The sequence below is a fragment of the Arthrobacter psychrochitiniphilus genome (genome assembly GCF_003185915.1).
In the GTDB taxonomy this organism is placed as follows: domain Bacteria; phylum Actinomycetota; class Actinomycetes; order Actinomycetales; family Micrococcaceae; genus Specibacter; species Specibacter psychrochitiniphilus.
In genome coordinates, this window is sequence record NZ_QHLZ01000004.1 from 171716 (window position 1) to 191462 (window position 19747).

The following is a 19747-nucleotide window of genomic DNA, read 5'->3' on the forward strand; positions in this document are numbered from 1 at the left end:
CCAACACAAAGAGGACCACACAAAACGGCACCAGAAAACTGCCCAGCAAGATCAGGGTGGGGATCAGGTTGCTGGTGAGCTTTGGCTCCGAGCGGATTGGCTGTGGTGCTCATGGTGAGGAATCCCCTTGTCCCAGGCCAACCGCCGGTGCGGCGGGGCAGGTGCCTCAAGTCCTGACTTGTAGCATCTTCAAGTCAATACAAAGGGTTGGATCAGGGTCTCATCGCAGCTTGCAATGCCCGCGTTTGCTGCTTGTCGATGCTGGCGTGATAAGTGCTTTTGGAAGCCACGTTTGGGTCTCCTGCGCCAAGGATGGCAAAGAGAATCACTATCAGCCAGCCGGGGAAAAGTACTGTGCGCAGGAACATGAGCCAACCGCTCCGCCAGAACCCCGGTGCACTTCCGTCACGGAGTTTTACAAGCTGGGTGCCCCCAGCCAAAGTGCCCAGAGTGTGGCCGCGCAGGCACAAGAAGCCATATATCCAAGAGCTGGCAATCCAGGTGCCAACTCCAGCAACGATTGCTGTGGCCGCGCCATTTTTTCCCATGGCTAGGGCCACTATGAGAGTCAACACCATGACCACGGCAAAATCCAAGGCCCATGCGCCAATGAGTTTCCCATCACTGGCGCGGACCCCCCACGTGCCATTGCCGAATTGAGCTGTTCTTTTGGGATTCCATGAGCCAACAGGCACAGGGGCATGGTTGTTGGACTGATGCGGAGGAAGAAAAGACACTACAGGCCCGCCTCCACAACTTCACGAATTGCTCCCACACCAGTGGCCCGGGAGATTGTTGCCAGATTCAGCATTGCCATACCGTTGTCCTCGCTGGCGCTCATGCCATGGAGCTGATCACCCTGGGTGTAGATGGTGTAGTGCCTGAAAGTGTCCGGATCCAGGCTGATGGCCGAAATGGTTGTCACGCCCCGGGTGTCTTTTAATGTGGCTTCAGCAACTTGCGCGAACCTTTCTGCCGTAAATGACAGGGGGTCGCCATCAGCGCAATCAACTTCGGCGGCATTGGCCAAGGTCATGAGACGATCGGGGAACTCGAGGCGACTGACAACTGTGAAAGTGTGTGATCCGGCACTGTCCACGACTTCTTCAAGTACCTGGTCCGCGTGCACATAGCCGTACATCCATACACGGTCCCCGTCTTTGGTCAGCTCCGCTGTAACAACACGTTCGCCCAACCGCCGAAGAGTTAAAATACCGGTGATTTCATCCGCTGCACCAAGCCCGGATGGTGCTGTCTCCCCTTCCCCTATGAGCGGGAAAGCCAATCCTTTAGACAAGAGGGAGCGTAGCGCCACATTACAGGCGAGCTCCCTTTGCTCGGTGTGCAGGTCAAGCCAGGGCAGGGCCACGGCTTGAGAGCGTTCCAGCCCGTCAAGTGCCACTATTTCTTCGTCGGTCAACATGGGCAGGCTGAAGCCCTCGCCGGTTGAATTCGCGAGCACGGACTCTGCGCACTGGATGTCCCGTTGGGTCCATTCAATGGTTTTCTCGGTGGTCATGCGAACAATCCTCCAAGGCTCTTAACGGGATTCGAGAAGAAATTCTTCGCCCCGTTCACAACATTATTGGCACCTTCAACTACGCCGCCAACGGCCTTTTTGGCCCCATCAAAGACATTACCAGCGGCGTTTGCGATCCCTCGCCCCATGGCTTGGCCCCATTTAGTGTCGGCAATCAAGTTACCAACGGCCCACCCGGCAGCGATAACTCCAGCACCTACAACAATTCCAATGCCCACAGGGTTGCTGAGCAGACCCACGGCCATGAGGAGGCTTCCGCCTCCGGCCACCACGCTCATTCCGCCGGAGATACGGTCCATGACTCCCCGTCCGCCGTCGTGGTCGGGCCAGAACATGTCGTGGATGCCGCCCCCAATGGCAAAGGGTGCGGCGGCCACGCCCGCGAACCGACCGAAGGCCTTGAGCCCGGTGCCGATCTTGCCGAATATTCCATCAGCCTTGGTGAAGACGCCAAGAGCATTTTTGAAGTCGTCCCCAAACTGAGCGAAGTTGGGTAGTTTCCCCTTGAGGTCGAAAATCGTTTTGCTTGACAGTAGGCCCTTCCAGTCTTTGAGGTAAGTGAGCGCATCTTTGCCCTTTGAGAGTCCGCCAACGAGCGCCTTACCCCAATCGATCAGAGTGTTCTGTGGGTTCCAACCATTGTCCTGAGGTGCCGGAGCAACACAACTTTCCCCAGTGCCATCAATGCTGGCGGCCGAACTTGCCGTTTCCTGTTCCTGAGCATTCTTGCGCAGCATGGTGGAAACTTCCGCCAACGTGCGGGACGTGGCAGCAAGGGTTGGGCGGTGCGACGAGTTCCATGTTTGCCGGAAACGGTCGGCGTCTGGCCCTTTCCATCCGCGGGACTGGTTCACCACGTTGGAGAGCAGTTGTGCTTGCTGTGACAGGGCATGGGAGGCCTTGTCCATGGTCTTGGCGAAGTCCCGAAGGTCAGCAATGTCAGCGCCAATAAAACCGTCCATGGCTGTCCTTTCGAGACTGTGAATCCTGTGAGCTCCTTTATGGAAGCTCAAGAAGAAGAGGAATTGAACAATGGCCAGTCTATTGACAGCTCAGAGGTGCTGCCATGGGCAGAACTGTCCATGGCAGCAGGGGTGAACTTAAAAGAAAGAACCGACGGCGTGCCATAGTGGCCACGGCGGTCGAAATTTCAACCTCCCTGGACGCTATGGCACGCCGTCGGCGTGTGTCAGTCTCGGTGCTTGGCCAGCAGCGGAGAATTAGTGCTGTGTGTCTTTGTAGCGCTTGATGGAGGCGGTCAGCTCGGCTTCTGCGGCGGCGCGGTCGGCCCAGCCTTCAGCCTTGACCCACTTGCCGGGCTCCAGGTCCTTGTACCGGGTGAAGAAATGCTCGATTTCCTTGATCAGGAATTCGTCCACATCGGAAAGTTCCTGAATGTGATCAAAGCGCTTGTCATCAACAACACAGAGAACCTTGGCGTCTCCACCGGACTCGTCCGTCATGTTGAATACGGCGATGGGGCGGGCATCCACCACAACGCCTGGGTGCAGGTCAAAGTCCTGCAACAGCACTAGGGCGTCCAGAGGATCGCCGTCTTCGCCGAGGGTGTCATCGAAGAAGCCGTAGTGCGTGGGGTACGCCATGGAGGTGAACAACACGCGGTCCAGGCGCACGCGGCCGGTCTCGTGGTCAACTTCGTACTTGACGCGTGATCCGCGGGGGATCTCGATGGTGACGTCGTGCTTCATCGTTATGCTCCTCATGATGTTGTGTGTGCGGGCGAACCCAGCCCGGCACAGGATTTGAGTCTAGTATGAGGATATAGGCGCTTTTGTTGCGCTAAAAACCCGCCCGTTCTTTTTGGGCACAATATTGCCCTTTTGCTGAGGCCGCGAGCCGAAGCCACCTGCTGTGAAGGAACCGCCTATTTCATGGGACGCACGTCAAAAGCTGTGACGAGTGGCTTGCTCATTTGTGCATTGGCCGCCGTTACGGTGCCGGTGGGACTGAATCTGCTCCCTGCCTTCCTTCCTCAAGATCCGGCCGCGGTGGCCGTTGTACCCGCCGCCCAGCTGGCACCCACCAGTATCAGCACGCTGAGCGGAATTTCACCCCTCTCCGCCGAGGCTCCACTGCCTGACACGGCCAAACTCTCAGCCGAGTTGAGCCAGGCCCTGAAGTACGACGGCGCGGGCACCTTCAGCATGTATGTCAGCGATGTTTCTTCCGGGAAGGCGCTGTTCTCCCAGGATGGGCAGGTAGCGCGGACACCGGCGTCGAACTTGAAATTGTTGACAGCGGCGGCAGCCCTGGACACGCTAGGCCCCGGCACCCGTTTGCCTACCCAAGTCCTGGCCGGGGCCACGGCCAATGACATTGTGTTGCGCGGCGGCGGAGACACCATGCTTGGCGCCGGGGAAGGCGATCCGGAAGCCGCCCTAGGGCATGCCGGGCTGGCCGACTTGGCGGCCGAAACCGCCACAGCCCTCGCCGCCGCGGGGGTCAAGGGCCCGGTTACCCTCAAGGTGGATGACACCTTGTTTACGGGCGCCGCGCTGAATCCCCAGTGGACGGAAGGGGACGTTGAGGCCGGTGAAATTGCCCCTATTTTCCCGCTTGCGCTGAACGCCGGGCGCTACGAACCTGGTGTGCTCAGCGGACCGCGGCCCCAGGATTCTGCCATGACGGCGGCACAGACGTTCTCCGATGCGCTCGCAGACGCCGGCGTAGCCACCACGGATTTAATTTCCCGCACCACCGGGGCTGGGGCCGGTGCTGTACTAGCCAGCGTGGACTCAGCCACTGTTGCCGAGCAAGTCCAGTACATGCTTTCTGAATCTGATAACTATGTGGCGGAAGCCCTGGGCCGGATGGTGGCCGTGAAGTTGGGCAGCGCAGCCAGCAACGCGGGCTCCGTGGCAGCTGTTCGCCAAGTGGCGGAAGCGCTGGGGCTGTCCATGGACGGTGTTCTCACCACTGACAACTGTGGCCTTGGAGTTGGCAACTTGATCAGTTCCGAGCGTTTGGTGGCACTGATATTGCTTATGCTGGCGGACCCTTCCTCTGACATTGGCCAAGCCCTGCCCGGGCTGCCCATTGCCGGGCTGAGCGGCTCACTATCGCAGCGCTTTGTCACGGCGCCTGATCTGGCTGGCGCAGGTTTGGTGCGGGCCAAGACGGGCTCACTCAATGAAGTGACCGCCCTGTCCGGTTACGTCATCAACTCCCACGGCCGGTTGTTGGCCTTCTCCATACTGGGCAATGGTTTGAGCGGCGGCGCGGGCGCCGCCCGTCCCGTAGTTGATGACGCCGCCACCATCCTGGCCCAGAGCTAACCTGACCCACGGCTAACCTGACCCACGGCTAACCTGACCCACGGCTAACCGCACCCAGGTGCTCCCGCGGCCACGGACGTAGTGCACGGACCTAGCGCAGCTGTCAGTGGCCAGCGCCTTGTCAGGGAATTGTGATCTGATGGATTCATGAGCCCGCACAGCAATGACGCAGCCACACCACCTCCCACTATGGTCAATTGGGGCCTCGCGGCCAGAACAGCTGCCAATTTGGCGCCTGCCGGGCCGGCCTTATCGGGCTCGGAAATATCCGCAGCCGTGGAAAATATGCGCCTGATGGCCGAACGCTCGGTGCCCTACGTCCATGAAATCTCCCAGCTCGAAGCGGCAAGGGATCTGCGTGATTCTGAGGTTCTCATAGTCGATAGGGCCTCTTGGGCCAAGGCTAATACTCAGAGCTTTGAAGTCATGATGGACCCCGTACTACGCGCACTCGCTGCCAAGGCAGCCGAATCGTCCAAGGCGGGCAACACCGGCGGATCCGCACTGAGCGCCACTGTTACGGGTGCCCAGTTGGGTGGCGCTCTGGCGTTCCTTTCCAGCAAAGTTTTGGGCCAGTACGATCCCTTTGCCGCGTTGGCGCCCTCCGCCTCGCCCAAACAGCAGGCCTCGGGTGGGCGGCTTTTGCTGGTGGCGCCAAACATCATCACGGTTGAGCGTGAGATGAAAGTTGACCCTGCCGATTTCAGGCTCTGGGTCTGCCTGCACGAGCAGACCCACCGGGTCCAATTCGCTGCTGCGCCGTGGCTGCGCCACCACATGCTCGGTGAGATTGAGAAGCTCGGGGCTCTGTTGGTGGGTGACTCCGAGAACTTTGGTGAGCGCCTTCTGGAATCTGCCAAATCACTGGGCAGCAAGAAGGAGAAGGCGGCGGCTCCCGCTGGTGAAGCTCACCGCGGCAGTGTCCTTGACCTGATCCAGAACCCTGATCAAAAGGCGGCACTCTCGCATTTAACCGCGGTCATGAGCTTGTTGGAAGGGCACGCCAACGTGGTCATGGACGGTGTTGACCAAAGTATTGTCCCCACAGTTCGCACCATTCGCCAGCGTTTCAACAGCCGCAGCAAGGACCGCGGTGTGATTGAAAAGTTCATCCGCAATCTGATGGGCCTAGACGCCAAAATGCGTCAGTACAGCGATGGTGCCAAATTTGTTCGCGACGCCGTTGGCGTTGTCGGCATGGAGGGATTCAATAACGTGTGGACCCAAGTGGAAAATCTGCCCACGGAGGAAGAAATTCACAACGCCCGCCTCTGGGTTGAACGGATGGGGCTCTAATGACGGCGCAGGGCACCTCCCGAGGCCGGCTCGATCCGACCGTGGGCAAGGCCCGGGCCATGGTGGGCGGCCTGCTCGGGTTGAAAACCACCGGTAAGAACCGCCCAGTCCAGAATCCGCCACTGATCCTGGTGGGCTGTAGCGGCGGCCCCGACTCTCTGGCGCTGGCCGCCGTGTGTGCGTTTTTTGCCACGCGTGGCGAGGTGCGGGTGGGGGCCGTGGTGGTTGACCACCAGATGCAAGAAGGCAGTGCCGAGGTTGCTCAAGCCACCGCCGGGCAGTTGCGCGGGCTTGGCCTGGACCCGGTTGTGGTGCGGACCGTGGACCTAGAGCACGACGGCGCGGGCCCGGAAGCAGCTGCTCGCGCTGCCCGTTTTGGGGCACTTGAGGCGACAGCACACCAGCTGGGCGCCGATCAGGTACTTTTGGGTCACACCCTGGATGATCAGGCGGAATCCGTTTTGCTGGGGCTGGCCCGTGGCTCCGGAACCCGCTCCCTGGCCGGCATGCGTGAACGCCGCGGCATGTATGTCCGCCCCTTTTTAGGGTTGCGTCGCGATGAGACATTGGCCATATGTCAGGCCCTGGGCCTGACCCCGTGGCACGACCCCGCCAACCAAGACCCCGCCTATCTGCGAGTCCGCGTACGCAACACGGTGCTCCCGTTCCTCGGTGCCGAACTTGGCCCTGGTGTGGCGGCGTCGCTGGCACGCTCGGCTACGATTTTGGGTTACGACGCTGACTTCCTTGATGAACTTGCCGAAGCGGAATTTGTCACGTTGGCGCAACGCAGCACCGAATCAGGCACGGAATTCCCACAGATTGCACTGAGCGAGAACGGCCTCAGGGGACTGCCTGCGGCCCTACGGATGAGAGTGTTGGCGCTGGCCGCCGTCGAACTTGGAGGGGTGCAGCCCAGCCTTGAACGGCTGGCTGCCGCCGAAACACTGTTAGCCCGGAGCGGATCGGCCGGACCGGTGCAACTGGCCGGAAAAGTCAGTGCCTGGCGAATTTCCCGCAAGCACAGTGTTCCCCACGAAGGCGCCAGCTATGGGAAGCTTGTTCTTAAGCGCAGCAGTTGAGCGCAACACGCACCAAGAAACAGCCTAAAAACCAGTACCAATCCTTCACAAACAGGAGTCATGGGTGGATTCACAAGACGTCCAAGCCGATCTCAAGCACGTTCTTTTTACCAAAGAACAAATCCAAACACGCGTAACCGAACTGGCCGCGCAGATTGATGCCGATTACCAGGGCCGTGATGTCCTGTTGGTGGGAGTTCTCAAGGGCGCTGTCATGATCATGGCTGATCTGTCCCGCGCCCTGCACAGCCACGTCACCATGGACTGGATGGCTGTTTCCTCCTACGGTTCCGGCACCCAGTCCTCCGGCGTTGTCCGGATCCTGAAGGACCTGGAAACCGACCTCATGGGCAAGCATGTGCTCATTGTTGAAGACATCATTGACTCGGGTCTGACTCTGTCATGGCTGCGCGCCAACCTGATGTCGCGCGGACCGGCTTCGGTGGAAATCTGCACCCTGCTGCGCAAGCCTGCCGCTGCCAAGGTTGAGATTGACGTCAAGTATGTGGGTTACGAGATCCCCAATGAATTTGTTGTGGGTTACGGTCTGGACTTTGCTGAAAAGTACCGCAACCTGGACTTCATCGGCACCCTCTCACCGCACATTTACGAATAAAGTGCACTGTGGCGCGCCCGTTCCCTCTATGGAAGCGGGCGCGCAACCTTTTAAGCGTTGTCGCGCCGTGACGGGCCCTGCCGCTCTAATGATGAGCACGCGAAGCACCTGCAGCGGCGTCATTGTGAAGGCTGTGCCATGGCAGCAGTCAACCAGGCGCATAAGCTCAGGGCGGCATACTCAGATAGTGGCTTTTACTCCTCGAGAGTCAATAAGCGATCCTGGAGCGAGCAACAATTGCAGAATTGCCGAATTCGTTATGCCCTCAGGGAACTAAAGGGCGATCCTGTGCGTGTAGCAAGACGAACGGTGTAAAGCTATTAGTCGGGGACGTGCCGGTAGCGTCCTGTACGAGTATGAATTGGTTGAGCGGAAGGGACGAGGCCTGGCCTCGAACACATGAAAGTCAAAAAACTCTTCAAGGGTCCATTTATCTGGATCATTGTGGTTGTTGTGCTCATTGGAGCCGGCCTATTTACGTTGACCGGCACAAGCCAAAGCCGCATTGGAACTTCAGATGGCCTGAGCCTGCTCAAAAATGACAAGGTTGCCTCGGCTAAGATCTTTGGTTCCGAAGGCCGAGTGGACATGATCCTCAAGGACAACTATGTCAATGCCGACGGCAAGGACCAGGGCAAAAACGTCCAGTTCTTCTACGGCAACTACCGCGCAACCACCCTGCCGGAGGTCATTGATAACGCCAAGCTGGCGAAGTTTGATGACCAGCCTGCGTCCAATAACTTTTGGTCGAGCATCTTCTCCCTCCTCATCCCGTTCGTCCTGATCGGTTTGATCTTCTGGTTCCTGTTCTCCCGCATGCAAGGCGGCGGGAACAAGGTCATGCAGTTCGGCAAGTCCAAGGCCAAGCTGCTCACCAAGGACCACCCGCAGGTGACCTTCAATGATGTTGCCGGTGCTGATGAAGCCGTTGAGGAACTCCACGAGATCAAGGACTTTTTGCAAAACCCCGACAAGTTCACCGCTGTGGGTGCCAAGATTCCCAAGGGCGTGCTGCTGTACGGCCCTCCCGGTACCGGCAAGACCCTGCTGGCCCGCGCCGTTGCAGGCGAAGCCAATGTGCCGTTCTACTCCATTTCAGGGTCTGACTTTGTTGAAATGTTCGTTGGTGTGGGTGCTTCCCGAGTCCGCGACCTCTTTGAGCAGGCCAAGGCTAACTCCCCGGCCATCATCTTTGTTGACGAGATCGACGCCGTTGGCCGTCACCGTGGTGCCGGCATTGGTGGCGGTAATGATGAACGCGAGCAGACCCTCAACCAGCTGCTGGTGGAAATGGACGGCTTTGACGTCAAAACCAACGTCATCTTGATCGCCGCGACCAACCGTCCCGACGTCCTGGACCCCGCGTTGCTGCGTCCGGGCCGTTTTGACCGTCAAATCCCCGTGGAGGCTCCGGACCGTTTGGGCCGCGAACAGATCCTGCGGGTGCACGCCAAGGGCAAGCCCATGGCTCCCGGTGTTGACCTGAACGCCGTTGCTAAGAAGACTCCCGGTTACACGGGTGCCGATCTGGCCAATGTGCTCAACGAGGCTGCCCTGTTGACAGCCCGCTCCAACGCCCAGCTGATCGATGACAGGGCCCTGGACGAGTCAATTGACCGCGTCATGGCAGGCCCGCAGAAGCGCACCCGCGTCATGAAGGAACTGGAGCGCAAGATCACCGCGTACCACGAGGGTGGACACGCGTTGGTTGCCGCAGCCATGCACAACACGGCTCCGGTCACAAAGATCACCATTCTTCCGCGCGGCCGCGCCCTGGGTTACACCATGGTGGTTCCGGAGGATGACAAGTACTCAATCACCCGCAATGAACTGCTGGACCAGATGGCCTACGCCATGGGTGGCCGTGTCGCTGAGGAGATCGTTTTCCACGATCCGTCCACTGGTGCATCAAATGATATTGAAAAGGCCACCGGAACCGCGCGCGCCATGGTCACGCAGTACGGCATGAGCGAGCGCATTGGTGCCGTTAAGTTGGGTACGGCGGCCGGCGAACCGTTCTTGGGTGGTTCGGCAGGCCATGACAGGGACTACTCCGAAGCGGTTGCTTCCATGGTTGACGAGGAAGTCCGCAAGCTCATCGACCAGGCTCACGATGACGCGTACGAGGCTTTGATCATGAACCGTGACATCTTGGACCGGTTGGCGCTGGAACTGCTGGAACGTGAAACGCTGAACCAGGCCGAGATTGCAAAGATCTTCATTGATCTGCGCAAGCCCGCCCAGCGTCGGGTCTGGCTGTCTAAAGAATCCCGCCCGGTCTCGGACCTGCCCCCTGTCATCACTGAAAAGGAACGCCGCGAAGCCGCAGCCGCGGGTGAGCCGAACCCTGAAACGCTCTCCCCTGAGGATCAGATCGCCAAGGCACAGCTCAGTGGAGAACTCGACGCACCCGGTAACTCTCCTGGCATCGATCTGGGCAAGGGTGACGTCCCTCAGCTCCCAGGCCAGCCCTAATCCCGGTAAGATCGCATCCGTGACTGAATACGAGGATGAATACAAGGTGGACTTGCCGCGCATTGAGGCTGCTGTGCGGGAAATTCTTCTGGCCATTGGTGAAGATCCGGAGCGTAGCGGTCTGCTGGAAACACCCAAACGTGTTGCCAAGGCTTACGGTGAAGTTTTTGCCGGCATACACCAGGACCCCGCAGCTGTTTTGGGCGTCACCTTTGACATCTCCCACGAGGAAATGGTGCTGGTCAAGGACATCCCGTTCTATTCAACCTGTGAGCACCATCTGGTGCCGTTCCATGGCAGCGCCCACGTAGGTTACATCCCGTCGTCGGACGGGCGAGTGACGGGATTGAGCAAGCTGGCGCGTTTGGTGGATATTTATGCCAAGCGTCCACAGGTGCAAGAACGCCTCACCAGCCAGATCGCGGATGCCCTGATTGAGCATCTTAAACCTCGTGGCGCCATTGTCGTCATTGAATGTGAACATATGTGCATGTCCATGCGTGGCGTGCGTAAACCAGGGGCCAAGACAGTCACAAGCGCTGTCCGCGGCTTGCTTCACGAACCCGCAACCCGGGCTGAAGCCATGTCCCTGATTCTCGGAAGGTAACACTAAACACCATGGATTCCCTTGCTGCTGCGCCCGGGACGGGCCCGGCCACATCGCCCCTGCCCGTTCTGCGGGCCCGTAAGTCGCTGGCAACTTTTGCCGCTCTGCCCAAAGACCGTGCCGTAGTGATGGGGATCTTGAACTGCACCCCGGACTCCTTCAGCGACGGCGGTGACTATGACTCCACCGAGACCGCGATCGCCCATGGGCTGCGCATGTTTTATGGGGGAGCGGACATCATCGACGTGGGCGGTGAATCCACGCGCCCCGGTGCGGTGGAAGTCTCAGCGGCCCAGGAGCAGGAGCGCATCTTGCATGTTATTGGCACCTTGGCCAAGGCCGGTGCACTGGTGAGTGTGGATACCCGCCACGCCTCTACTGCAGCGCTGGCACTGGATGCCGGGGCAGGGATGATCAACGATGTCTCTGGCACCAACGTGCGTGAGGACATGATCTCGCTGATCGCCGAACGCCAAGTCCCGTACGTTTTGATGCACAGCCGTGGTGACTCACGCCACATGGATTCACTTACGCAGTACACGGATGTTGTGCAAGATGTGGTGGCCGAACTCGGCGAGATTCGTGAGCGTTTCTACGCCGCCGGAGTCAAGGCAGAAAATCTGATCCTGGACCCGGGCATCGGCTTCTCCAAAAATGCCGAACAAAATTGGGAACTGCTGGCAAACCTTGACCGGGTGACGGCGTTGGGCAACAAGGTGCTGGTGGGTACCTCACGGAAGCGATTCCTTGGATCGCTCTTGACCAGTGCGGGCAAGGCCGCTGCCCCGAAAGAACGCGACGACGCCACCTCAGCCACTACGGCCTTGGCCGGTACGCAGGGCATCTGGGGCGTTAGGGTGCACGACGTCGGCGCCAGCCTTGACGCTGCAAAGGTAGCCGCACGGCTCCTGCAGGGGAAGAAAAGGCGTGAAGAGCGTCTTGCAGCCGCCGGTGCAGCACAGTGAGCGTGCTTGACACGATCCGCTTGACGAGAGTTACGGCCATTGGGTACCACGGTGTTTTTGAGCATGAGAAAAGGGACGGGCAACCGTTCATCACCGACGCCGTCCTGCACATGGATGTGGGTGCGGCCGCTGCCACGGATGACTTGTCCAAGACGGCAGATTATGGCGCCGTGGCAGAAGCCATCGTGGCTGTAGTGACAGGTGAGGCCTTTGACCTGATTGAAACGCTGAGTGTGTGCTTGGCCGAGAAGATTTTGGCTGACTTTCCCGTGGTTCAGGCTGTTGAAGTGACAGTTCACAAGCCCAAGGCCCCCATCCAGGTGCCGTTTGGGGATGTCAGCATCACTGTTTTCCGTACCCGTGAATCGGTGCAGCCCGCCACCACGGCCGTGGAGAGCTCATGAGCGCCACCCGTGTGCTGACCCGGGCCATTTTGGCTCTTGGCAGCAACCTCGGTGAACGCGAAGGTACTTTGCAAAGCGCCGTGGGTGATCTTGTGGACCGCCCCGAAGTGCGGCTGCAAAACGTTTCTCCCGTGGTGTCCACGAAGCCTGTTGGCGGGCCGGCCGGGCAGCCGGACTTCCTGAACATGGTTATTGCCGTGGAGACAACGCTGACCTCCCGGGAACTTTTGGCACACTGCCAGGCTGTGGAAAGCCTTCATCACCGCACCCGTGAGGTGCGTTGGGGCGCCCGCACTCTAGACGTTGACATCATCATTTACGGGGACGAGCAAAGCTCAGACCCGGTGCTGACGCTGCCGCACCCGCGTGCGGGCGAAAGAGCGTTTGTGCTCTACCCCTGGTCACTCATGGACCCCAACGCCACCCTAGTGGGCGAATCTGTGGCGCAACTGGCCCAGTCCGCTCCTGACATGGCAGGGATTTTCCATGTGCCAGATGAACCCGCAGCACTGGCACCTTAGCAGTTTCCCTAAGGCTACGAATTCCCAACGGCCCAAAAACCAGTACGGTTAAATAAGTAGTCACCAATGAAGCGATGAGGCAACAATGAGAAGCACGATGCGGACTATCAGGCCCGCGTGGTTGGTAGGCGTAGCTATTGTTTTGGCTGTCCTTGCCTGGGTGGGTACGGAACTTACGTCCCGGGCCAGCCTGGCCCTTCCTGTGCTGCCGCTGAGCTCGCTGATCACCATGGGCTTGATATCCGTGGTCTGCCTCATTCTGGGCCTGAAGGTGCGCCGTTGGCGTGACGGCAAGCGGGAAAAAGCACTCGATCCGTTGTTGGCTGCCCGGACAGTGATCTTGGCGCAGGCCTGCGCCTATGCTGGTGCCGTACTTTTCGGCTGGCATGCCGGCATCCTCATCAACCAGCTGCCAACTATTGCCATGCGCAGCGATCTTTCGATTATCTGGGTCATGGTGGCCCACTTGGCCGGCGGGCTCGTCATGGTGGCCATCGGTGTGATGGTGGAGCGTTTTTGCAAGGTGCCGCCGGAAGACAACGAACCCGGCACCACCACCCGGCCCAAGCGTGAAGCACAGGGGGAGGAAGGGTTTGCCTAAATCTCAGAGCCACTCAATTGATCCTGAGGGCGTGGTTTTTCTTCCTGTCTCCGGGAAACTCGTAATTGCCCGTTTCATCACCGCGGTAATCGGGGCTTTGCTAGTCCTGGCCATCACGGCCGTACCGCTGATCCTGCACCGCAGCGGAGTTTGGGCCGGTTATCCGGCCTGGTTGGCGTGGCTGGCTCCGATCATTGTGGTGGTGATTCTTCTCTGGGAAATGATTCTTATTCCACGCCAGGTGCGGGCCATCGGCTATGCCGAACGGGACGATGATCTGCTTATCCGTGGCGGGATCATGTTCCGCCGGGTCATGGTGGTTCCCTACGGGCGCATGCAATATGTGGATGTCACCATGGGGCCCTTGGAACGCATGCTGGGTTTGAGCACCATTCATTTGCATACCGCCTCGCCCGGGACCAATGCGCTCCTCAACGGGCTGCCGGCAGCCGAGGCCGGGCGCCTGAGAGAACAGTTATCGGCCCGCGGTGAGGCGAAACTGGCCGGCTTGTGAGCGAACAATTCTTCCAAGAGCAGCCCTTTCGTACGGACGCGCCGGAGCAATGGCATCGGGTTCATCCCGTCTCACCCTTGGTCCGCGGCTGGGTGGCAGTTGTTGCCGTCATGTTTGTCTTTGGCCGAAACTCGCTGGACTCGATATTTTCCGGCGACGGGATTGAAGGTGCCTTGCCCACTCCTGGCGGCATGGCGTTTTTGATCATGGTGCTTGTGGTGGCTGCCTCTGCTGTGATCTTTGGCCTGGCGTTCTTCTTATCCTGGCGTTTTACCCGCTACCAGGTCACCGATGATCACGTGCACATCAACTCCGGTGTGGTGTTCCGTCAGCAGCGCCGAGCCCGCATTGACAGGGTGCAGGCTATTGATGTGGTCCAACCCCTGCTGGCGCGGGCCTTTGGCTTGGCGGAGCTGAAATTTGATGTGGCCGACGGCGGGAAGTCGGCCATGCGCTTGTCCTTCCTTAAGCTGGCGGAGGCCAAGCGGCTCCGGGCCGCGATTCTGGCCCGTGCGGCAGGCCTGTCCGTTGACCCTCTGGCACCGACCGAGGTGGCGGAGGCGCCGGAAAGTCACGTTCTAGCCCTGAAACCGGCCAGAATTATTGGCGCCGCCGTGTTCAGCGGGACCACGGTTACCGCCCTGCTGGTGGTGGGTGCCGTGGTGGTAGCTACTGTGTGGAGCGGTGAGCTCGGTATTTTAGTTGCTGCCGTGCCCTTGTTCATTGGGTTGGCAGCCTCTTACTGGAAAGCCATCACAGGTGACTTTAACTTCCGGATTGCACTCTCACCTGATGGCATCCGCCTGCACTACGGCCTGTTGGAAACGAGAGCTCAGACCATTCCGCCGGGCCGGATCCAAGCGGTTGGTATTAGCCAGGGGCCCATGTGGCGCCCCTTTGGCTGGTACAAGGTTCATGTGAACGTGGCCGGTTATGGGGCCGATTCCTCGGATCATGGCTCACGGACCGTCATGCTCCCGGCCGGAACATTAGCCGAAGTCATGGCCGTGCTGGGACTGGTATTTCCGGACCCCGGCGTGGAAAATCCCTTCGAGGTGTTTACCGCAGGGCTCAAGGGCCCCGGTAATAGGGAGGGCTTTGTGCATTCCCCGCCCTCCGCCCGCTGGCTCGATCCCTTTGCCTGGCGTTATAACGCTTTCCGGGCCACCCAAACGGCCCTGTTGTGCCGCCATGGCAGGATCGTCCGGCGTTTGCAGGTGGTGCCGCATGAGCGGACCCAATCCCTCGGTCTGCACCAAGGCCCGCTCATGGCGGTGTTGGGCCTGGCCAGCTTCGAACTGCATTCCACTGTTGGCCCCATCAGGCCTTTGGTCCGTCACATGTCAGTTGCCAACTCATTGGCACTCTTTAATGAACAAGCCGCCCGCGCGGCAACCGCACGCCGGATCCACCGTGACGAGAAATGGCTCGCATCCGCGGCACCACAAGAACTCCCTGAGGAGACGGAAAATGGCGATTAAGCCTGGCAGGCTTGGCATTGGAATCATTGGAGCTGGCAAGGTCGGAGCAGTCCTTGGGGCGGCGCTGCGCGGTGCCGGGCACGCTGTCGTGGGTGTTTCTGCGGTGTCAGAGGAATCCCGTGAGCGGGCGGAACTGCTGCTGCCAGGAGTTCCGGTCCTTGACGTGGCTGACATTGTGGAACGCTCGGAACTGGTGCTGTTGGCTGTTCCGGATGATGCCCTGAGCGATCTTGTTGCGGGGCTGGGCGCCGTGGGGGCATGGCAGGACGGGCAGTTGGTGGCGCACACCTCGGGACGTTTCGGTACGGCGGTGCTGGCCCCTGTCAAGGCGGCCGGTGGGATTCCCTTGGCTCTGCATCCGGCCATGACCTTCACCGGCATGAGCCTAGACCTTACGCGGCTGGTTGATTGCAGCGTCGGAGTGAGCGCCGAGCCAGCCATGCTGCCCATCGCCCAAGCACTGGTGGTGGAGATGGGGGCGGAACCGGTGGTTATTGCCGAGGCTGACCGTGTCCTTTACCACGCGGCACTGGCGCATTCGGCGAACCACATGGTCACTCTCGTGGCCCAGGCGGGGCAGATATTGGCTGATATTGGCGTGGAGTCAAGTGGCCAGGTGCTGGGTCCCTTGCTGCGTGCAGCCTTGGAGAATGCACTGACCACGGGGGAAGCGGCACTGACCGGTCCGGTGGCGCGCGGGGATGCCGGAACCGTGGCGGCCCACGCGTCCGCCTTACGCGAGTACGCGCTGGACACTTCTTCCGCTGACGTCCTTGACGCGTACCTGGCCATGTCTGCCAGCACGGCTGCCCGGGCGGCCAAGCGCCGGATGCTTTCCGCGGAGGCGTATCTTGGTATCCAGGCGGCGTTGATGCCCGACGACGAAGCCGACACGGGCGTAGCCGGAAGCTAGGTTCCTCTCACCTGGGTGACGGGTGGTGCGGCAGTTGTAAGAAGCGTTGATGAGAGAAGACCATGAGCATTGAACTTGTAAGGACCATTGCCGAGCTGAAGGCCAAAACGTCCGCGCTGCTAGTGTCCAGGGCCGGGGCCGGAGGCGGCGAGGTAGGTTCTGGGGCGCGGGCAGTCGGTACCCTGGCCCTGGTGCCCACCATGGGTGCCCTGCACCATGGGCACGCCCAGCTGGCGGCGGCCGCGGTGGCGGAGAACTCCGTGGTGGTGGCCAGTGTGTTTGTGAACCCACTGCAATTTGGTGACGCCACCGATCTGGCCCGCTACCCGCGCACCACCGATGCCGATCTGGCGCTGCTGGAAAAGGTGGGCGTCGATTTCATGTTCGCCCCAACCGTGGAGCAAATGTACCCCACGGGGGAGCCGATGGTGCGGATCACGGCCGGGAAGCTGGGGAACATGTACGAGGGCGCCTCACGCCCCGGACATTTTGACGGCGCGTTGACGGTAGTCGCCAAACTATTGCACGTGGGCATGCCCGGGCGTGGATTGGCGGCCCCTGATGCTGCCGGGCGTCTACCGTACCGGGCCTATTTTGGGCAGAAGGACGCCCAGCAGCTCACCTTGGTGCGCAAGATGGTGGCTGATTTGAACTTCCCGGTAGAGATTGTTCCCGTCCCCACCGTGCGTGATGCGGACGGGCTGGCCTCTTCGAGCAGGAACCGTTTCCTCTCGGAGCAGGAGCGTGAATCCGCCCTGGTGCTCTCCCGGGCCCTGCTGCTTCTGAAGCGCCGGGCCGATGCCCATGAACCACTGGACATTGATTCCGCCGTGGATTTAGTGCGTAGCGCCCCAGGCGTTGACCTGGACTACTTGGAAGTAGTAGATCCGGCCACGCTGGAAGTTCGCGGCGAAAACTGCCAGGACACGCCGTTCACCGGCGAGGCTCTGGTGCTGATCGCTGCCAAGGTGGGCCCGGTTCGGCTCATAGATAACATGCCCTTGGGCTGACGCCGCCACCCTCACGCGGCAACCGGAACTGTGCGCAGATCAGAATAGAAAGCCCCGGCCAGAGTATGGTCGGGGCTTTCTTAGAGCAAATTGCTAGTGCGCATCACTGGAGGATGGCGTCTACTTCTGTGCCTGAGGGGTAGGCCGTCTGGGTGCCCTTCTTGGTAGCAGCCAATGCCGCCGCAACAGAGGCGTAGCGGGCAGCCTCCACAAGGGTGCTGCCAGCTGCGAGTCGGGCGGCAACGGCACCTGTGAAAGCATCACCGGCTCCGGTGGTGTCCACGGCGTCAACGGCTGTCGGGGCTATGCGCACTACTGGATTATCTATGTTGTGTGCGTCCAGCACCATGGATCCCGCCGCCCCTAGTGTGACTAGAACCTGATGCAATCCACGTCCGGCGAACTTCTCCACGGCGCCAAGCCACGCGGCTACCGGGGCATCCGGGGCAGGCATGATGAAGCCATCAAGGAATTGCGAGGCCTCGTGGGAGTTGACGAGCAAAACATCGCTCAGTTGTGCCAGCTCTGTGGTGATCGCAGCGTACGGAGAGAGGTTGAGCAGGACGCTTGCTCCGGCGTCGTGCCCTGCCTGGGCAGCAGCCTGCACGGTCTCCAGAGGAACTTCTAGGCACAGGCACACCACGCCGGCGCCGTTGAACAGCTCCGGGTTCATATCCGCGGGGGAGAGGGTACCGTTAGCGCCGGCAGAGATGATGATGCTGTTCTCGCCCCGGGCATCAACCGAGATGATGGCAACTCCCGTGGGTTCGCTGACTCGCCGGACGTGGCTGACGTCAACGCCGGCACCAGCCGTGGAAGCCAGTAGCATCTCACCGTTGGAATCGCTTCCAACAGCACCCAAGAGAGTGACATTGCCGCCTAAGCGGGCGGCGGAAACTGCCTGATTTGCGCTCTTGCCGCCGGGATTGATGGCAAAACCGTGGCCATGCAGGGTTTCGCCGGGGGAGGGCAGGCGTTCTGTATAAATGGTCAGATCTGCGTTCAGGGACCCGGCAACAACAATTCTGGAAGCTTTCATGAACCCACCTCGGCATCGAGGGGTTTAGGCACCAGCAACGAGGCGGCGAACGCGGCGGCGCTCAGAACCAAGGCCACAACAACCACTGTCAAATAGGAGCCGTGGCCACCTAGTGGGGCCGTTGCTACTAAAATGGCCGGCAGCACTAGAAAGCTGAGCCCGGCACCTAGATTGAAAGCGCCGGCATTCATGCCAGGCAGGAAGCCAGGGTTTCCTTCGGGAGACAGCACCACACCAAGACCGTTGAGCATGATGTTCACCGTACCGGCATACATAATGCCCAGCAATACGGTTCCAGCAATCATCCACGGCAGGCTATGCAAGCCCAGGAAGCCGATGATGGCGAGGGAGCCAATGCTGCCCAGCAGGCCAATTCTGAGCATCTTGGTGTAGCCAAACACCGGGGCCAGACGGCCCGTGATGGGGCCAAAAACCCAGCCGAGTAGAGCGTAAGGGGTCAGGATTAGCAGGCTCATCTCGGTGGCACCAATCCCAAATCCGGGATCGGCGCCCTGCACGAAGGCCGGCACAATGCCATTGATCACGGCAAAAATACCGGTCATGGTCAGCGTTGTTGTCAGCAGCGGCGCCCAAGTGGAGCGCTGGCGCAGGTGCACAATCTCCACCATGGGATGCGCCGAACGCTTCTCCACTGTCCAGAACGCCATGAAAGCTAGCACGGAGACCAGAGCCAAGGCCAGTGCGCTCAGCAACGGACCGAGCGTGAAGCTGCCCACCAACTTGGTGGCCTCGTTCAGTGCGGTCAGCAGGGCGCCAACGGCAATAACAATGAAAAATACGCCAAGCCAGTCCATCTTCGTGCCTTCGCCGGGCTTTGATTCACGGGCGAGGAACGCGATTAGCACAGTAGCGATCACGGCCACAACAACCATGAGCCAGAAAATGCTGCGGAAGCCAAAGTGTTCGGCAAAGTAGCCGCCCACGAAGGAGTCAATGCCCGCGATCCCGCCATTGACGGCCGTGACAAGGCCCATCAGTGCGCCGTACTTCTTGGGATCCCGCACGGCGGAACGGAGCATGATTAGGCACAAGGGAACAGTGGGTCCGCTAATGCCTTGAATGATCCGGCCTACAAAGAGCCACGTGATGTCTGGGGCCATGGCCGAGATGATGGAACCAACGCCCATCATTGCCATCATGGCGATCAGGACCTTTTTGCGCCCGATGATGTCGCTCAAGCGGGGCAGGAACAAAGAGAACACAGCTGCCGCGGTGAAGAACCACGTTTGGGACAGGCCAATGGCCGCTTGGCTGGCGTTGAGTTCCTCGCCCATCGTGACCAGCGCCGGGCTGAGCATGGAGGCATTGAGCTGGAAGGCAATGCAGGCAGTTAGCAACGCCACCATGAGGGCCGTGATGTTGCCGG

Annotated in this window: 21 protein-coding genes; 15 read left to right on the top strand and 6 right to left on the bottom strand. The window is 60.1% G+C overall.

Going from position 1 to position 19747, the window contains the following annotated elements:
* Positions 1–212: 212 nt before the first annotated feature.
* Genes CVS29_RS07975 through CVS29_RS07985 form a run of 3 tightly spaced genes read right to left on the bottom strand, consistent with a single transcriptional unit; the run spans position 213 to position 2502 of the window.
* Positions 213–737: an RDD family protein gene (locus CVS29_RS07975; protein ID WP_110105804.1), complete on the bottom strand. Its 525-nt coding sequence runs from the start codon at positions 735–737 to the stop codon at positions 213–215.
* A complete protein-coding gene (locus CVS29_RS07980) occupies positions 737–1519 on the bottom strand; it encodes a hypothetical protein (RefSeq protein WP_110105805.1) in 783 nt (260 codons plus the stop codon). The genes CVS29_RS07975 and CVS29_RS07980 overlap by 1 nt, the downstream gene beginning before the upstream one ends.
* A complete protein-coding gene (locus tag CVS29_RS07985; protein ID WP_110105806.1) occupies positions 1516–2502 on the bottom strand; it encodes a WXG100 family type VII secretion target in 987 nt (328 codons plus the stop codon). Before CVS29_RS07985 ends, CVS29_RS07980 begins: the two co-directional genes overlap by 4 nt.
* A 27-nt stretch (positions 2503–2529) precedes the next feature.
* On the opposite strand from CVS29_RS07985, the gene CVS29_RS18425 reads away from it, so the two are divergent.
* Positions 2530–2670 carry a hypothetical protein gene (locus CVS29_RS18425; protein WP_170120935.1) on the top strand — a complete coding sequence of 47 codons (141 nt, stop codon included), beginning with the start codon at positions 2530–2532 and terminating at the stop codon, positions 2668–2670.
* Positions 2671–2760: 90 nt separating this feature from the next.
* Here the strand turns inward: CVS29_RS18425 and CVS29_RS07990 are convergent, their stop codons facing one another.
* A complete protein-coding gene (locus CVS29_RS07990) occupies positions 2761–3249 on the bottom strand; it encodes an inorganic diphosphatase (protein ID WP_110105807.1) in 489 nt (162 codons plus the stop codon).
* A 183-nt stretch (positions 3250–3432) separates the two neighbouring features.
* On the opposite strand from CVS29_RS07990, the gene dacB reads away from it, so the two are divergent.
* The 14 genes from dacB to panC all read left to right on the top strand — a co-directional run bounded on the left by dacB (position 3433) and on the right by panC (position 17321).
* A complete protein-coding gene (gene dacB / locus CVS29_RS07995; RefSeq protein WP_110105808.1) occupies positions 3433–4836 on the top strand; it encodes a D-alanyl-D-alanine carboxypeptidase/D-alanyl-D-alanine endopeptidase in 1404 nt (467 codons plus the stop codon).
* A 147-nt stretch (positions 4837–4983) separates the two neighbouring features.
* Positions 4984–6132, top strand: coding sequence for a zinc-dependent metalloprotease (locus CVS29_RS08000; RefSeq protein ID WP_110105809.1), 1149 nt, complete (start codon positions 4984–4986; stop codon positions 6130–6132).
* Entirely contained in the window at positions 6132–7214 is a 1083-nt protein-coding gene (tilS, locus tag CVS29_RS08005; protein ID WP_179442499.1) for a tRNA lysidine(34) synthetase TilS, read from the top strand. The genes CVS29_RS08000 and tilS overlap by 1 nt, the downstream gene beginning before the upstream one ends.
* Before the next feature lie 64 nt (positions 7215–7278).
* A complete protein-coding gene (gene hpt, locus CVS29_RS08010) occupies positions 7279–7830 on the top strand; it encodes a hypoxanthine phosphoribosyltransferase (RefSeq protein WP_110105810.1) in 552 nt (183 codons plus the stop codon).
* A 399-nt stretch (positions 7831–8229) separates the two neighbouring features.
* Positions 8230–10305, top strand: coding sequence for an ATP-dependent zinc metalloprotease FtsH (gene ftsH / locus CVS29_RS08015; RefSeq protein ID WP_110105811.1), 2076 nt, complete (start codon positions 8230–8232; stop codon positions 10303–10305).
* A 19-nt stretch (positions 10306–10324) separates the two neighbouring features.
* On the top strand, positions 10325–10912 hold the full coding sequence (gene folE, locus CVS29_RS08020; protein ID WP_308467752.1) for a GTP cyclohydrolase I FolE: 588 nt from the start codon (positions 10325–10327) through the stop codon (positions 10910–10912).
* Positions 10913–10923: 11 nt separating this feature from the next.
* Positions 10924–11877, top strand: coding sequence for a dihydropteroate synthase (folP, locus tag CVS29_RS08025; RefSeq protein ID WP_110105812.1), 954 nt, complete (start codon positions 10924–10926; stop codon positions 11875–11877).
* The gene (gene folB / locus CVS29_RS08030; RefSeq protein WP_110105813.1) at positions 11874–12281 is read left to right on the top strand and encodes a dihydroneopterin aldolase; all 408 of its coding nucleotides are present in this window, start codon (positions 11874–11876) and stop codon (positions 12279–12281) included. Before folP ends, folB begins: the two co-directional genes overlap by 4 nt.
* Complete coding sequence (folK, locus tag CVS29_RS08035; RefSeq protein ID WP_110105814.1) at positions 12278–12802, top strand: 2-amino-4-hydroxy-6-hydroxymethyldihydropteridine diphosphokinase; 525 nt, start codon at positions 12278–12280, stop codon at positions 12800–12802. Before folB ends, folK begins: the two co-directional genes overlap by 4 nt.
* A gap of 97 nt (positions 12803–12899) precedes the next feature.
* A complete protein-coding gene (locus CVS29_RS08040) occupies positions 12900–13403 on the top strand; it encodes a DUF3180 domain-containing protein (RefSeq protein ID WP_110105815.1) in 504 nt (167 codons plus the stop codon).
* A gap of 31 nt (positions 13404–13434) precedes the next feature.
* A complete protein-coding gene (locus tag CVS29_RS08045; RefSeq protein WP_245932117.1) occupies positions 13435–13917 on the top strand; it encodes a PH domain-containing protein in 483 nt (160 codons plus the stop codon).
* Positions 13914–15398, top strand: coding sequence for a PH domain-containing protein (locus tag CVS29_RS08050; protein ID WP_245932118.1), 1485 nt, complete (start codon positions 13914–13916; stop codon positions 15396–15398). Before CVS29_RS08045 ends, CVS29_RS08050 begins: the two co-directional genes overlap by 4 nt.
* On the top strand, positions 15388–16311 hold the full coding sequence (locus tag CVS29_RS08055; RefSeq protein ID WP_110105817.1) for a Rossmann-like and DUF2520 domain-containing protein: 924 nt from the start codon (positions 15388–15390) through the stop codon (positions 16309–16311). The genes CVS29_RS08050 and CVS29_RS08055 overlap by 11 nt, the downstream gene beginning before the upstream one ends.
* Positions 16312–16373: 62 nt before the next feature.
* Positions 16374–17321, top strand: a complete 948-nt coding sequence (gene panC, locus CVS29_RS08060) for a pantoate--beta-alanine ligase (protein ID WP_110105818.1) — start codon at positions 16374–16376, stop codon at positions 17319–17321.
* A gap of 103 nt (positions 17322–17424) precedes the next feature.
* On the opposite strand, the gene CVS29_RS08065 is transcribed toward panC, so the two are convergent.
* Together CVS29_RS08065 and uriT are read right to left on the bottom strand one after the other, a co-directional pair.
* The gene (locus CVS29_RS08065; protein WP_110105819.1) at positions 17425–18360 is read right to left on the bottom strand and encodes a ribokinase; all 936 of its coding nucleotides are present in this window, start codon (positions 18358–18360) and stop codon (positions 17425–17427) included.
* Positions 18357–19727: a uridine transporter UriT gene (uriT, locus tag CVS29_RS08070; RefSeq protein ID WP_110105944.1), complete on the bottom strand. Its 1371-nt coding sequence runs from the start codon at positions 19725–19727 to the stop codon at positions 18357–18359. Before uriT ends, CVS29_RS08065 begins: the two co-directional genes overlap by 4 nt.
* Positions 19728–19747 lie beyond the last annotated feature (20 nt).